Annotated in this window: 12 protein-coding genes; 2 read left to right on the forward strand and 10 right to left on the reverse strand. The window is 61.7% G+C overall.

The window, feature by feature from the left end; all coding sequences use genetic code 11:
* The first annotated feature begins 37 nt into the window (after window positions 1–37).
* Entirely contained in the window at window positions 38–1,075 is a 1,038-nt protein-coding gene (locus CLH61_RS04470; RefSeq protein ID WP_099613504.1) for a polysaccharide deacetylase family protein, read from the forward strand.
* A 6-nt stretch (window positions 1,076–1,081) separates the two neighbouring features.
* Here the strand turns inward: CLH61_RS04470 and CLH61_RS04475 are convergent, their stop codons facing one another.
* From CLH61_RS04475 to CLH61_RS04520, 10 genes are all read right to left on the reverse strand, one after another.
* Window positions 1,082–2,227, reverse strand: a complete 1,146-nt coding sequence (locus CLH61_RS04475) for a MalM family protein (protein ID WP_228152526.1) — start codon at window positions 2,225–2,227, stop codon at window positions 1,082–1,084.
* 25 nt (window positions 2,228–2,252) lie between these two features.
* Window positions 2,253–3,878, reverse strand: coding sequence for an OmpP1/FadL family transporter (locus CLH61_RS04480; protein ID WP_099613505.1), 1,626 nt, complete (start codon window positions 3,876–3,878; stop codon window positions 2,253–2,255).
* A 38-nt stretch (window positions 3,879–3,916) separates the two neighbouring features.
* Window positions 3,917–4,927 carry a flagellar protein FilC gene (locus tag CLH61_RS04485; RefSeq protein ID WP_099613506.1) on the reverse strand — a complete coding sequence of 337 codons (1,011 nt, stop codon included), beginning with the start codon at window positions 4,925–4,927 and terminating at the stop codon, window positions 3,917–3,919.
* Between the two features lie 56 nt (window positions 4,928–4,983).
* Window positions 4,984–5,784, reverse strand: a complete 801-nt coding sequence (locus CLH61_RS04490) for a C39 family peptidase (RefSeq protein ID WP_099613507.1) — start codon at window positions 5,782–5,784, stop codon at window positions 4,984–4,986.
* 200 nt (window positions 5,785–5,984) lie between these two features.
* Window positions 5,985–7,451, reverse strand: a complete 1,467-nt coding sequence (locus CLH61_RS04495; RefSeq protein ID WP_099613508.1) for an SLC13 family permease — start codon at window positions 7,449–7,451, stop codon at window positions 5,985–5,987.
* 40 nt (window positions 7,452–7,491) lie between these two features.
* On the reverse strand, window positions 7,492–8,121 hold the full coding sequence (locus CLH61_RS04500) for a DUF2238 domain-containing protein (protein ID WP_099613509.1): 630 nt from the start codon (window positions 8,119–8,121) through the stop codon (window positions 7,492–7,494).
* 29 nt (window positions 8,122–8,150) lie between these two features.
* On the reverse strand, window positions 8,151–9,374 hold the full coding sequence (locus CLH61_RS04505; protein ID WP_099613510.1) for an efflux RND transporter periplasmic adaptor subunit: 1,224 nt from the start codon (window positions 9,372–9,374) through the stop codon (window positions 8,151–8,153).
* A gap of 30 nt (window positions 9,375–9,404) precedes the next feature.
* Window positions 9,405–11,783: an ABC transporter permease gene (locus CLH61_RS04510; protein WP_099613511.1), complete on the reverse strand. Its 2,379-nt coding sequence runs from the start codon at window positions 11,781–11,783 to the stop codon at window positions 9,405–9,407.
* A 4-nt stretch (window positions 11,784–11,787) separates the two neighbouring features.
* Window positions 11,788–12,501, reverse strand: coding sequence for an ABC transporter ATP-binding protein (locus CLH61_RS04515; protein ID WP_099613512.1), 714 nt, complete (start codon window positions 12,499–12,501; stop codon window positions 11,788–11,790).
* Window positions 12,502–12,523: 22 nt separating this feature from the next.
* The gene (locus CLH61_RS04520; RefSeq protein ID WP_099613513.1) at window positions 12,524–12,841 is read right to left on the reverse strand and encodes a TraR/DksA family transcriptional regulator; all 318 of its coding nucleotides are present in this window, start codon (window positions 12,839–12,841) and stop codon (window positions 12,524–12,526) included.
* A gap of 190 nt (window positions 12,842–13,031) precedes the next feature.
* Here CLH61_RS04520 and CLH61_RS04525 point away from each other — a divergent pair, with 190 nt between their 5' ends.
* Window positions 13,032–14,426 carry a sodium:solute symporter family transporter gene (locus CLH61_RS04525; RefSeq protein WP_099613514.1) on the forward strand — a complete coding sequence of 465 codons (1,395 nt, stop codon included), beginning with the start codon at window positions 13,032–13,034 and terminating at the stop codon, window positions 14,424–14,426.
* Window positions 14,427–14,512: the final 86 nt, after the last annotated feature.

Raw genomic sequence — 14,512 nt, forward strand, 5'->3', positions numbered from 1 at the left:
CAATCTGCTCACCGACTGCAACGGACTCGATAACGCCATGACGACATCCCGCACTCTGTTTCGTAACACGGCCTTCACTCTGTTCACGCTGGCGACGCTTAGCGCCCGCGCAGACCTGGCAATCCTGCAATACCACCACATCAGCGACAGCACCCCTCCGGCCACCACGACCAGTACTTCACTGTTCGACGCCCAACTGGCCCTGATCAGGCAGCTGGATCTGGAGGTGGTGCCCCTCGAACAAGGGACCAGGGCGGCACTGAACGGCGAGCTGGAGAGTCGTCAGCAGGTCGCACTGACCTTTGATGACGCCTACCTCTCGGTACTGCAGGAGGCCGCACCGCGGCTGCGGGAGTATGGTTTTCCCTATACGGTCTTTGTCAACACCGGCGCCATAGGCCAGTCTGGCTATATGAGCTGGGGTCAGCTGCAAACCCTGGCTGCGGAGCCGGGCGTGACCATCGCCAACCACAGCGAAGACCACGGCCACCTGGCCCGTCGCCCGGAGGAATCGGAACAGCACTGGCAACAACGGATCAACCGCAGCCTTGATCAGGCCCAACAGACACTGGAACAGCAGTTGGGTGAGGCAGTACCGCTGTTTGCCTTCCCGTATGGCGAGTTTGACCGGGAGCTGCAGCGCGCAGTTGCCGACCGCGGCTGGCTGGGCTTCGGCCAGCACTCTGGCCCCGTAGGCAGCACATCCGTCGCGACTCGACTACCCCGGTTCCCGATGGCGAATGCCTACGGCCAGCTCGACAGCCTGGAACACAAGCTGACCAGCCGGGCATTACCGGTAACTGCCAGCAACCTGCCCGACAGTGTTATCGATCAGAACCCGCCGCTGCTGACCTTCACCCTTGCAGAGCCACTGGATGCCGGGCGCCTGAGCTGTTTTGCTTCCGGTCAGGGCCGCATTGGCCACACCCGGGAGGAACAGGGACTGATTGCCGTAAAGGCACCGAAGGCCGTGAACAGTCGACGCTTCCGCTATAACTGCACCTTGCCGGATGGCAACGGCCGCTATTACTGGCTGTCACAGCCATGGCTCGACCTTGGCCAACCCGAGGACTGAGGCTGCCTAATCGCCCGATGTCATGGAGGTAAGGCTGAGCTCTCCGAAACCGCGATGGGGAATGACTCTGGGACCGCGCTTGTCCTCAATTACCGTCTGGCCGGCCGCATCTTCCGGACGAGTGAACATCAGTAGCCAGTGCTCACCTTCGCTGGGGAACACAGGAACCAAGGACTCCAGAAAGCCATGACGGTGCCAGGATTCGGGGGTGTAGCCAGCAACGAGGTCAGTGACAATGCGGAGCGGTCTGAGGTCCTCGTCCAGGAATGCCAGGGACGGCACGAAGACCCCGTCGCTGGCAAACGAGCGCAGGCGCACCACAAAGTCTCCGGCGGTCTGCGCATCCGGCAGTCGGACCAGCTGATAGCGGCTCTGGCCCGTCGCAAACGGGTAGCTTGTCGAGTCCGCCGCAACCACGACCCTGAATTCACGGTCCGGTTGCCAGGAAACGGCCGCAGCCAGCGACAACCCATCACAGCAGGCCTCGGCCCAGCGATCAAAGAACGACTCCTGCGACCGCTCGATGCCCAGGATGGCGTACGCATCCGGCTCCCGACCGGTTTCGCCGCGTTGCCCGGGGCCTTCGCGGTCATCAACGTCCGGCCCGGTGCCCGGAGTCGCGGTGGCACCCCCGGAACGGTAGATGCTGGCAACAGTCAGCTTCAGCGGGGGCTTGACCCGACCCTTCTCGACGTCGGAACGAGTGTCCGGACGGTAGTAACTGACGCGGATATTGCCTTCGGCATCCCGCCAGGTGAAGTAGGGCAAAGGCTCGCCAGGGCGGATGTAGCCTTGCTTTTCGAGTTCATCGCCGTCCGGGTAGTTTTCGAGGGTGTATTCGTCTTCCGGCGCCAGCTGCCCGATTACCCGGCCTCCGGGCCCGGTCTCCCCCGGCTCAACCGGTGATCCGCCGGCCTCGCCTGCCCGGGCCGACGCCTCTTTGGTCGACATCTCGCGATCGGGGGTGGCATCGCCCGGTGGCACCGGGCTGGAGTGCACCCGCCCCTGCTCGTCCACCCAGGTGTAGTAGCCCGCCTTGTCGGGGGGGGCGCCGCCACCGGCCACACAGCCCGATACCAACAGTGTGGCGATCAGCGCAACCAACCCGACCCGGGATGGTGCGGGATGGTGTGTTTGATGATCGATGATCACAGTCCGGCCTGCCCTCCCCGGGCCATCAGAACTTGGTACGGAAACTCAAGCCCGCCATAACGACCCGCAGGGAAGTTTTGACATCGAGCCCCGCGTAGGGGTTGTAGATGATGTTGGTGATGTTGTCACAGTTTACGTTGCAACTGGTATCTGCCGGAATGGTCTCCACCGAATGCAGGTAACTGAGGTTCATGTCGATCTCGGTGTCCTTGTCCCATTTATAGCCCATGCCCACGCTGTACAGGTTGGCGCCGCCAAACGGTGCCATGACCTGGCGCTGGTCATCGGGAATCACCGAATCCCGGATTTCGACCCCGGCCCGCAGGTCGAGGCGGCTGGAGGCGTGGAACTCCATGCCAAACGCCCAGTTCCACTGGTCGGTAAAGCCGAGCGGCAACCGCAAGGTATTGGGCGTGGCGTTATCCGGTGACAGGATCCGCGCCGCGTTGAGGAACTCCAGGTTGCGATCGAAGCGGAACACGAAAGCGTCCCACTGCTTGTAGTCTGTCCAGCCCACATCCACATTCAGCGTCAGCCTGGGATGCACATCCACACTGATCCCGGTCTGGAAATGCTGCGGATAGACCAGGTCCATGCTGACGTTCCCGGCCTCCCGCGGTGCCCCGGACGGCAGACTGAGGATGGCGGAGGTGATCGCCCCCAGGACCGAACCGTTGACACTTTGCCAGAACCCCGACCAGTCATCGGTGTATTCGATTTCAAAGGTGCCCTTGAGGTTCATGTCGGCTTCGGAGGTGTAACTCGCCCCCCAGGTGAACCAGTCGGTGGGCTCCCACATCACCCCCAGGGCATAGGTGGGCGACAGGGTTTCCTGAACGTTGATATTGAGCGCACCGATGTCGTCCCAAGGCCCGACGTTGCCGCCACACAGGGCCAGCCAGGGTTGCAGCGGCTCATCGCCACTCTCGCAGTTGAACGCATCCTGCAGGATCTCCGCGACCCCGAGCAGCAAGTTTGGCGCCCGCATGTACTGGTCTGCGGCAATGCCCATGTGGGACAGGTGAATACCGGCGCCCACAGACCATTCGTCATTGATTTCATAGCCCACGCTCGGCGCCAGGTACGTGGTGCGTTGCAGCGCCGTGGCCTGGGGCTGGTATCGGCCGGGGTCGTTCTTTTCCCGGTAAAACCCCGCCGCCATAGGCAGATAGAAGGCATTGGCAAAGGTCAGTTTGGAACCCGGCGGATTCACACTGATTCCGGCCGACGGCGCCAGTGCCGGTCCTGGCGGTAACCGCAGGATGCCGTAACCGGGGACGTAAAGTGCGACGTTATTGGTATGGCTGTGCGAATTGGCAACCGGATCCCGTTGCTTGCCGGTGAGCGGGTCGGTCTCGAGACCATCAATGCCAAAGATCTCGTAGCCTTCCGGGGCCGTAAAATCCGCATCGATATCCAGGTAGACACTCATCAGGTTCACTTCAAGCTGACGGTCTTCCAGCCTGGTCAGGCCCGCCGGATTGTAGTGAATGGCCATAATGCCGGGCGGGTCTGCCGTAACCGCATTCCCCAGAGCCAGCGCCTTGGGATGAATGGTCAGGTTCTGCGCGAGCTGCGCCTCGACACCCCACGGAATGGACGCGGCCAGGAGCCCCCCGAGAATCCGCTTCTTGTGTCTGTTCAGTAACATGAAATCCTTCCCTTCCCGCTTGACGTCATCGGTTCCGGTCAGTCTTTAAGACCCGAGAAATTGATGGGCAGGGAAACTCCGAGGGAGAAATCCGGCGCGTCTTCGGTAAGGCCGATACCCAGACTGGTATTCACGATGGTGGTATCGCTGACCCGGGTACCCAGGGACATGCTGAGAAATCCGGTCATCTGGTCCTGGGCAACGGCCTCACTGCCATCGGAGAAGGTCAGCGAGGTTTCGTCGCTGTAGCTCAGTTGCACCGAGATACTCATGGAGATGTCATAGGACAACGAGTAGGCAAAGCCACCGGAGCCGGACAGTCCGAAGCCGGGCTCCACCTCCGTCAGCAGGCGGGCACCGCGGACCTGCTGCAGGTCCTCTTCCGGCAGGTTATAGGTGGCACTCACCGAACCGAACACGACGACCGGATCAAGTACCTTCGACAGGCTGAGCCCCCCGGAAACCGAGTAATAGCCACTGCCGGTAGAGAGCTGTTCATTGATATCAATCTCGTAGGGACTGACACCGGTCTTGGAGGTCAGTGTGGAAAACACCGTGGTGGATATCTTGCCGGGCACGTAGGCGAAGGGCTGCCAGCGAGCGGTGAACGACACATCCCCGAGATCATAGATACTGAGCTCATCCTGGGTGTCGTACTTGACCACCAGAGGCACCCGGGTCCCTACCGTCAGGTTATCCAGCAGACCGAAATCGTAGGAAAAGGCATTGGTGAAGTTATGGGTCGCCGACGGCACCACGTCGAGATTGCGTACCGAACCATCCGTAATGGCAAGATCCAGCCGCTGGTCTCCGGTGTAGGAGTAATCAAACGAGTAGGTCAGCGCATGGGTACCCTTGCGTTGCAGGGAGTAGTTCTTTTCTGCTGCCTGGAATACTTCCTCGAGCTGACGGGAAGAGTCCTCGTCACCTTCCTGCTTGGCCAGCGCCTCCCGCGCCTGATCCACACTGCTATCCTGTGCCACTGCCATGGCGGGCACCAAGCCCACCACGGAGTAAAGGACAAAACCTCGCACAAACCAACGATTCATCCCAGCTCCCTAATTTTTCTTTGTAATTTAGTCCGTCCCCGGGTCTGGATCCGGGGTCAGTTGCGACGGTAAAACAGCTGCTTACGGGTATTTTCAACACTGCCGTCGGGATTGTTTTTGAGACGTTCGAGAAGGTTCTGGATACGCCGCTCCGTTGCCTCGTGAAACGCCGGCATTTGCTGCATCGCCAGCAGCGTCATGGTCTGGTCGTCAACAAAGCGCAGGTCCTCTTCCTTGAGCTCCAGGAAATCCAGCGGCTTCTCGCTACCCGGGAAAACGATGAACAGCACGTTGTCGTCCCATTTCTCTTCAAACTGGCCGAGGGTGAACGAGATATTTCCGACCGAGGGGTCGGCAAGGTAGACCCGGCCATCGCGAATGGTCCGCAGTACCACGAAGTGCTTGAATCCGGCATGGTGGATAGGAACGATGGCGGGGTGGTCCAGGTCTTTCAGGTCGTCAATGCTGGCGCGGAATCCGCCGGCCGGATAGCCCAGCGCGGTTACCAGCCGCTTCATATCCAGCATGGAGAAAGCCCGGCGCTCGACGATCCGCTCACTCTCACCGTAATGCAGCAGCCCTTCCATCACCTGGCGTTCGGTCAGGTTACGGCCAAGGTAGTAAGCCAGCACTGTTGTGAGGGCGGCACTGCCGCAACTATAGTCGTAGGCCTGGCGCACAATGTTGCGGTACTTCTGTTCCACCAGGGGTTCAACCCGCACATCGTTGCGCAGTTCCACCGGACCGCTGTCGACCTTCTGCTCGATTACGATGACCCCTTTGTCATGGGGTTCGGCAACGGTGGCTTCCTGAACCATTGCAAACGTCATTAGCGATCCGGCAAGCACCAACAGCATGATCTGGAGAGTTCCCTTGTTATTTTCAGTGGTTCTTCTTGTTATCGGGCTGTGTTACATGTTGTTACGGTACGATACCGAAATCCCGGAACCCTGAAAGATAACTGTGCCTCAAATCAGTCGCTGCAGAAGGGGCCTTGACGGCAGTTTTTGCGAACAGGTTCATATCACCAGCAGGCAGTACGGATAACCGCCCGGGATCAGTTCAGAGCGAAGACCCAGCCCAGCAGCAGGTAACTGATCAGGGTCACCACGATCACGCCCATTATGTTGAGGGCAAAACCATTGCGGATCATATCGCCGATACGCATGTGGCCACTGGAGAACACGATTGCGTTGGGCGGGGTGGCTACCGGCATCATGAACGCACAGCTGGCTGCAATGGCTGCCGGTACGGTGAACAGCAGTGGCGAAACCTCTTGCGAAATGGCCAGGGCGCCGAGCAGTGGCAGGAAAGCGGCTGCGGTTGCGGTATTGCTGGTCACTTCGGTGAGGAAAATAATCACCGTAGTGACCAGCACAATCATCAGTAACGCGGGCAAGGTGCCGTAGGCGGACAGGCTCTGGGCAATCCACTCCGCCAGCCCGGAGCTGCTGATCACCCCGGCCATGGCGAGGCCACCACCGAACAGCAGCAGCACACCCCAGGGGAGTTTTTCGGCGGCCTGCCAGTCCAGCAGGAAAGTCCGTGACTTCAGGTCCACCGGAATCAGGAACATCACCACCGCGGCAGCAATGGCAATTCCGGTGTCGCTGAGCCACGACATCGGGCCGCCGGACAACAGCGGTCGGAAAATCCAGGCTGTTGCCGTCAGCACAAAGACCAACGCCACCAGCTTCTCCGCCTTTGACAGCGGGCCAAGGCGGGCCAGCTCCTCACGGATCAGCTGGCCACTGTCGCTGCTGTGACCCAGGGCGAAGTCCTTGCGGGTCAGCCACCACCAGGTGAGTGACAGCATCAGCACTGTGACCGGAACTCCCAGCAACATCCACTGGGCAAAGCCGACGGCGATTCCCTGGCTGTCACTGAGATAGGCCGCCAGCAGGGCGTTGGGCGGCGTCCCGATCAGCGTTGCAATGCCACCGATACTTGCCGAGTAGGCAATCGACAACAGCAAGGCCGTGGCATAACGGCGAACGCCCTCCGGGTTATCGCTGTCTACCATGGCAATCACCGACAGGCCGATGGGCAGCATCATGATGGCCGTCGCAGTGTTACTCACCCACATGCTGAGGAACGCGGTGGCCAGCATGAACCCGGCAATCTGCCGGCGCGGCTGATTGCCCATTGCCCGCAGGGTCAACAACGCTATTCGCCGGTGCAGGTTCCACTTCTGCATGGCGAGGCCGAGGGTGAAACCGCCGAGGAACAGGAAGATGATCGGATTGGCATAGGGCGCCGTTGCCGTACCCACGCTGCCCAGTCCCAACGCCGGAATCAGTACGATCGGCAACAGCGAGGTCACCGGAATGGGGATCGCCTCGGTGGACCACCAGGTCGCCATCAGCAACATCATCCCCAAAGCCGCCCAGGCCGGCTCCCCCATCCCTTCCGGGGCGGGCACCAGCAGGGCAATCAACAGGAACAGGGGGCCGAGAAACAGGCCAGTGGCCTGACTTTTTGGCAATCCTGCCGGATCGGTTCCGGGGATGGACGGTTCAGTCATGACGAAGATTCCCTGTTATCTATAAATTTCCGCAAATCGGTCAACGACGCAACAGCCGTTCAAGCTGCCCGTCATGAGACCGGGCCAACAGACCAAGGGCCAGTATGGCGCCCAGTAACGCCAGCGCCATGTCGGATTGGGTATCCCAGACGTAACCCTGGGTGCCGAGAAACGACTCGGCCGCTTCATCACTGAGCAGGGCAACCCACCACTCAATCAGTTCGTACAAGGCGCTGAACGCAAGACAAAAACAAATGATGAAAAAGTTCATCCAGCGGCGGGAAGAAAACACCCCTAGCCGCAACATCAGCTCGCGGGCAATCAGGGCTGGCACGAAACCCTGGGCCAGATGACCGAGTTTGTCATAGTTGTTGCGGTCACCACCGAGCAGGTCGCGCAGTGCGTCAAACAGCGGCACCTCGGCGTAGGTATAGTGACCGCCCACCATCAGGATCACGGCATGGATCAGGATCAGCAGGTAAACCAGAGGGGTCAGCGGAAACCGCCGGTAGGTCAGCACCAGCAGCGCGAAGCCAACGATGGCCGGCGACACTTCGAGGAACCAGGTCAGCTGATCCTTCGGTTGGATTCCCGACCAGACCAGCACGCCCAGAAAGGTCAGCACCCACAGCACTGGTGCCCACCAGGTTGTCCACCAGGTCTTCCCCATGCACGTCCCCCTTGCCGATTTAGCGTACCCTAACGAATCCGGACCCGCACACCGTCCTCCAGTTGCCGGTCAGGATGACGGACCACCCGGTTTCCTTGCGCAAGGCCGCCAGTCACCTGGGTCATCAAGCCGTTGTCCCGTCCGGTCTGAATCCGGGTGAGACGGGCCACGTCCTCCTGCACGGCAAACACGGCAGGGCCATCGTCACCCAGGAATACGGCTGAGCTCGGTACCTGGAGAACGTCTTCAGCCTGCCATAGCAGGAATTCGGCATCCACACGATAACCGTCCCCAAGCATTTGCCAGCCTTCCCGCGGGCTCATCATATCGGCGATAACCTGCACCCGCTGCTCCTCCACACCGAGGGCGGAGATATCCTCGAATCCGACCGGTTCCACCCGGCGCACCACGGCCTCCAGCACCGGGCCACCCCACCCTTTCAGGCGCACCGGCAACCCGGGCTGCAGCTTGACTGCGTCAAAACTGAGGACATCCACCACCACTTCCAGAGCGGTCGGATCCCCCACTTCGAGGATAGCTTCACCCGCCTGAATAACCCCCTCACTCTTGCGGACTACGTTCAACACCGCGCCACTGACCGGCGAGCGCACGGCCACCTGATCAACCGGCTGGTCTTGCCCGGACCTGGCCGCCGAAACTTCCAGCCGGGTACGGGCCGCCTCCAGCTCGTGCGCGGCGACCTCCTCGTCAAACCTTGCCGAGCGCAGCATGGCCTCGGCCCGGACCGCCTCGGCCTCGGCCTGCTGCAATCGCTCGGCGGAAATGTAGTCAGACGCCTGCAGGGCCTTGAGACGCTCATACTCGCGCCGGGCAAACTGCGCCTCCGCCCGCACCGCACCGACCTTCTGGCTTGCTGAATTCAATGCGGAGCGTGCGGCTTCGATCCGTGCTGCCGCCTCGGCGCGACTGCGCGCATCAAGCACACTGGCCGGAATTGGCGCAACCCGGGTCAGCAACTCTCCCGGGGTGACTTCGTCACCGACGTCCAGTTCGACCCGGTGCACGAACCCGGTAACCGGCGCGAAGACCACGTAACGGTCTTTAACCCGCGTTCGGCCTTCCTCCACAATGGTCACCTCCAGTGGCCCGCGGCTGACCTCCGCCAGATCCACCCAGACCGGATCAGGGCGCAGGGTATATCCCAGAGCAACCAGCACCAGTACACCGAACAGCGACCAGAACAGCCATTTACCAACGGGATATCGGTGGGTGCGCCGTTTGTCTGTTGCCATACCTCGTTTCCTTTTTGTGGAGCGACCGGTTCACTCCCGGGTTTTGAGCACCGCTACCAGATCCAGCCCCCGCAGCCGCCACCAGGCGATGGCGCCGGAAGCCAGTGCCGAAACAAACACCACGGTGGCCGAAAACGCCAGGGTCTGCGCGGTGATGGTGAGCGGCACCCGGTAGAGTTCTGTCTGCATCGCGGTGACAATCAACAGCGCAAGGCCGTTGCCGATGGCCCAGCCTGCCGGAATTCCGAGCAGCAGAAGTATCGCCAGTTCACCCAACAGGATGTGGGCGACTTCCGGATGGCTGTATCCCAGCACCCGCAGGCTTGCCAGCTCGCGCCCCTTTTCCGCAAGCGAGATTCGCACCGTATTGTAGATCACCCCGAAGGCAATGATGCCGCCAAGCAGACTATTGAAAAACGTGAAGGTCAGGAAGGTGCGGGCCAGGGTTTCATAGAAGCTGTCGAGCATGGCCTGGCGGATGTTGATGGCCATCACGCCCGGAGTTTCCCGCAGCTCGCGGTAAATGGTGCCCGCCTGTGCGGCATCCACGTTAAGCAATGCCTGATTGATCACCGGACCTTCCCCCAGTACCCGGTTCAGCGCCTGCCGGGTCATGTAGGCACCCACTCCCAGGTATTCGCTGGTGATCCCCGCCACCGGGATCACCAGCGTACGCCGGTCACCCTCGAGAACATCGACCCGGAGCAGGTCGCCGGTCGTAATGGCCAGCTCGCGGGCCAGGAAATCCGTCAGCAGCACACCATCAGGCGGCAGGCTGACATTATTCAGGTCGGCATCCACCACATGCTGGAGTCGGGCATCCAGCGGAATCCCGGTAAGCGCGGTGCGCCACTGACGGTGTCCGTTCACCAGCCGCACCGCCACGGTTCTGCGGCCCTCGCCGTATCTGATGCCGGGCTGGCGTACCAGACCAAACAGCACCGCGTCACTGGCCGGATCCGTCAGGGTGACAGCCAGGTCCTGTTGCTGGATGCGGGCAAACTGGGTGTGCACCATCAGCGACACCGAATCAAACTGGAAATTCCCCACCAGCACGATGGCCGTGGCCATGGCGATACCAAGAACGGACATCAGCGTGCGTCCGGGCCGGCGGGACAGCTGCCGGACAATCATCCGCGACGGCTGGGACAACCGGACGCCGGACAGCAGGCGCTCAATGCGGCTGATGCGAAAGCGCGCCGGGCCCTCCGGTTGCATGGCCTCGGCCGGCGGCAGCATCGCCGCCTGGCGAATGGCCCGCCAGCCCGCCAGCAAAGCCACCGCAAAAGTGATCAGTGCCAGCACAGCCACCCACCAGACGTTGACCCGGAACAGCAGGGCGGGAAAGCGGTAATACTCCATATACAGCTCACCGAGTCCGTTCCCCAGCCAGATACCGGACGCTACCCCTATCAGCAGACCGATCAGCGCAATCAGCATGACCAGCTGGCTGTAATGCCAGCCGATCTGGCGGTTGCTGTAACCAAACGCCTTGAGTACCGCAATGATGTCACGCTGGGTGCTGATCAGGCGGCTGATCACCACATTCAGCAGGAACATGGCAACGCTCATGAAAATCAGCGGGAACACGGTCGCCATGGTTTTCAGCTGATTCAGCTCATCGTTGAGGAACCGATGGGAGAACTGGTCCTCCCGGCCAAAGGCCCCCGTGCCTCCGTAACGATCCAGCTCCCGGTCGAGGGCGTCGACCACCCCCGCCACGGCAAACGCAGGGTCCACCCGCAACACCAGACTGTTGAACGCACCCCGCATATCCATGGCCGCGGCCAGAGCTTCCTGGGCCAGCCACAGCACACCGTAGCGCTGGTAATCCGGTAACATGCCCCCCGGTGGTATGACGTAGACGAATTCCGGCGACTCGGCAATGCCGACGATCCGCAGGGGCTGACGCCGGCCGTTGATGATCGCGACCAGGCCATCGCCCGGCATCAACCCATGGGCTTCGGCAAAACTGCCGATCACCACAATCTCGTCGCTGCGGGCCGGGTCCGGCAGGCGGCCCTGGCGGAGGAATAACCGATTGACCTCAGGTTGCCCCGCATCCGGCAGCGACACCAGGCGCGCCGATACCGGATCGGTGAACCCCGCCACTTCCAGCTTGGCGGTACCTTCGACCCGTCCGCTGTGCCGGGTGACGCCGGGAATCTGTGCCACCCGCTGGAGGACATGGCGCGGCGCCCGCTTGAGGGACACAAACCCATCGGCAAACTGGTGGTCCTGGTAATACTGCGCGCGGGTTGCCTGCAACGAGGAATAATTCACCAGGGACATCAGGCAGACTGCAACCCCGCCTCCGATCACCAGCGCAATCGCCAACACCTGGCCGCGCATTTGCCAGATTTCCCGTCGTAACTTGGTGTGAAGGGCACTGGCCCGGAAACCGATCATGCCATCACCAGCTCAGGGTCCGTGGATCCTGGCGTTCGGCGTTACGACGCTCACCGCTGATCATGCCATCCGACAGCGTGATCACCCGGTCGGCCATGGCGGCAATGGAGGCGTTATGGGTGATAATCACGGTGGTGGTCCCGGTCTCCCGGTTGGCCTTGTCGAGCGCCGCCAATACCAGCACGCCGGTGGCCGAGTCGAGGGCACCGGTGGGCTCATCGCACAGCAGTACCTCCGGGCACTTGGCGATAGCACGGGCGATGGCCACTCGCTGCTGTTCTCCCCCTGACAGCTGGGCCGGGAAGTGATCCATGCGGTTACCCAGGCCCACCAGATCGAGCGCTTCCTCGGGAGCCATCGGTGCCTCGGCAATTTCGGTCACCGCGGCAACGTTTTCCCGCGCGGTCAGGCTGGGAATCAGGTTGTAGAACTGGAACACGAAGCCGACGTGATGGCGGCGGTAACGGGTCAGTTCCCGGTCACCGGCGGAACTCAGCTCCATGTCGCGATAACACACCTTGCCCGCGGTCGCCACGTCGAGTCCGCCGAGAATATTGAGCAGCGTCGACTTGCCGGAGCCGGAGGCACCCAGCATCACCACCAGCTCGCCGGCGTAGAGATCCAGATCGATGCCACGCAAGGCATGCACCTGGACTTCACCCTGTTCGTAAACCTTGGTGAGTCCGCGAGTCTGGAAAACAACGGCCTGCCCGGGCATGCGCTTTCCCGTGCCTGCAGAGTCAGTCAGCGCAGTCAACACACAGCGTGGTATAAGGCAGCACCTGCAGGCGACGTGGGTCAATAGCCGCACCGCAACGCTCGCATTCATCACCCTGACCGTTACGAATCCGTTCCAGCGCCCGCTCAACCTGTACCAGCTCGGCCCGGGCCTCGCTCTCCAGGCCGTCGACCACTTCATCATTCTGGGTCTGGGTGGCCTGCTCTTCGAAGTCCTTGTCGAGGGCGCCGCCTTCCCGCCGCTGGTGGGCTTCGAACCGGCGCAGCCGGGCTTGCAGATCTGCTTTCAGGGTTTCCAGTTCCGATTGCCTGCTACTCATCGTCGACTCCATGGATTGGTCCATTCCTCTATACGGTCCGGTGACCGGTCTGGCAGGGTGGCATCGCCAGAGATTGCCTGCCGCAAGATGCTTCCTACCATAAAGCATAAGCTGAATAAGCGGTTGATGCCTGTCAAAATGTCCTATAGTTGCAGGCCATCGGCCCCATACCGCCAAAGGAACCTACCCGATGATTTACACCACCATAGCCGCTCTCGCCACCGCGCTTCTGCTGTTTACCTGGCTAGGGCTGAGAGCCCGGCTTGCCAGCGGCGACCTCGACGATTACGTCACCGCCCGCAACAGCCAGGGCGCGCGCGCCCTGGGGTTGTCCTTCCTGGCGTCCGGCATGGGAGGCTGGATCTTGTTTGCACCGCCAGAAGTCGGCGCCCTGGTGGGTCCGGTGGCGCTTGCCGGCTATGCTGTGGGCGCCGCCCTGCCGTTCCTGGTTTTTGCTTTTTTCGGCCCGGCAATCCGTCGCCACCTGCCCCGCGGACGTAGCATCGGGGAGTTCGCCGAGGCGTGCTACGGCCGGGCAGTGCGCCGGTATGTCGCAATGATTTCGGTGTTGTACATGCTGTGCTTCCTCACCGCCGAGCTGACCGCAATCGGTGCCATTACCGGCATGCTGTCCGGCGTCAACGGCAATCTGGCGGTCATTGGCGTGGCCGTGGCCACCCTGATCTACACCGCCTGGGGCGGCCTTCGGGCCAGTCTGGTAACGGACCGCTGGCAGGCCTTTCTGCTGATTGGCCTGCTGGTTATTGTTGGCGGTTTCGCCCTCGCGCGGCTGCCGGAAGCGGGTCAGGTATCCGCCATGCCTCAGGTACCCGCCACCGCTGCTCTCGGTGTGGCACTGACACTGGTGATCGCGGTGACGGCAGCCAATCTGTTCCATCAGGGTTACTGGCAGCGCCTGTGGGCAGCGCGGGATAATACTGCGCTCGGCCAGGGCGCCCTGCTCGGTGGCGTGATCACCGTTATTGTGGTTGCGGTAGTCGGTGGGCTCGGCATTGCCGCTGCCATCAGTGGCACCGACCTCGGCACTCCGCCGATTCCCTTTTTCGCGCTGCTGGCGGGCGCCCCGGCCTGGCTGACCCTGCCGGCACTGATCCTGGCGCTGACCCTGGTTGCCTCTTCAGTGGACACCTTGCAGAACGCCCTGGCGTCCCTGGCGGTCACCGAGAAACAGGGCCTGTCCCTGAACACCGCGCGCTGGGTGACTGTACTGCTGATGGTGCCCGTCATAATGATTGCCCTGCAGGGCATTTCGGTGCTGCGCTTGTTCCTGATTGCCGATCTGCTGTGTGCCACTGCCGTCATTCCGGTTTTACTGGGCCTTTGGCAGCGCATGTCAACCCGGGCCGCGGTGGCCGGAGGTCTTGCCGGGCTGCTCGGAGCCATTGTACCGGGATGGCTGGGGGGCGGCAGTATTGCGCAGGGTCTGGAGGCCGCCAGTTTTCCGGGCGGGATTCCCACCCTTGGCCCCTTCCTCGGCGCACTGCTCGCGTCGGCCGCGGTGAGTTTGCTGATGGCGCTCTGCAACCGGGGACCCCGGGCCGTTTCGGGCGCCTCGCAAAACTGACGTAAGTCAAAGATTTCACATGAACTTACGAACACTTACATCTCACCACCAGATTTGCAACTTAAGTCCGATTGTTCACCTTGCAG

It is taken from the genome of Marinobacter profundi, assembly GCF_002744715.1.
In the GTDB taxonomy this organism is placed as follows: Bacteria; Pseudomonadota; Gammaproteobacteria; order Pseudomonadales; family Oleiphilaceae; genus Marinobacter; species Marinobacter profundi.

Bases quoted from the DNA above. Each gene is read 5' to 3' on its own strand.
- CLH61_RS04470 (WP_099613504.1), top strand. From the start codon at position 38: ATGACGACATCCCGCACTCTGTTTCGTAACACGGCCTTCACTCTGTTC.
- CLH61_RS04480 (WP_099613505.1), bottom strand. From the start codon at position 3,878: ATGTTACTGAACAGACACAAGAAGCGGATTCTCGGGGGGCTCCTGGCC.
- CLH61_RS04485 (WP_099613506.1), bottom strand. From the start codon at position 4,927: ATGAATCGTTGGTTTGTGCGAGGTTTTGTCCTTTACTCCGTGGTGGGC.
- CLH61_RS04490 (WP_099613507.1), bottom strand. From the start codon at position 5,784: ATGCTGTTGGTGCTTGCCGGATCGCTAATGACGTTTGCAATGGTTCAG.
- CLH61_RS04495 (WP_099613508.1), bottom strand. From the start codon at position 7,451: ATGACTGAACCGTCCATCCCCGGAACCGATCCGGCAGGATTGCCAAAA.
- CLH61_RS04500 (WP_099613509.1), bottom strand. From the start codon at position 8,121: ATGGGGAAGACCTGGTGGACAACCTGGTGGGCACCAGTGCTGTGGGTG.
- CLH61_RS04505 (WP_099613510.1), bottom strand. From the start codon at position 9,374: ATGGCAACAGACAAACGGCGCACCCACCGATATCCCGTTGGTAAATGG.
- CLH61_RS04510 (WP_099613511.1), bottom strand. From the start codon at position 11,783: ATGATCGGTTTCCGGGCCAGTGCCCTTCACACCAAGTTACGACGGGAA.
- CLH61_RS04515 (WP_099613512.1), bottom strand. From the start codon at position 12,501: ATGCCCGGGCAGGCCGTTGTTTTCCAGACTCGCGGACTCACCAAGGTT.
- CLH61_RS04520 (WP_099613513.1), bottom strand. From the start codon at position 12,841: ATGAGTAGCAGGCAATCGGAACTGGAAACCCTGAAAGCAGATCTGCAA.
- CLH61_RS04525 (WP_099613514.1), top strand. From the start codon at position 13,032: ATGATTTACACCACCATAGCCGCTCTCGCCACCGCGCTTCTGCTGTTT.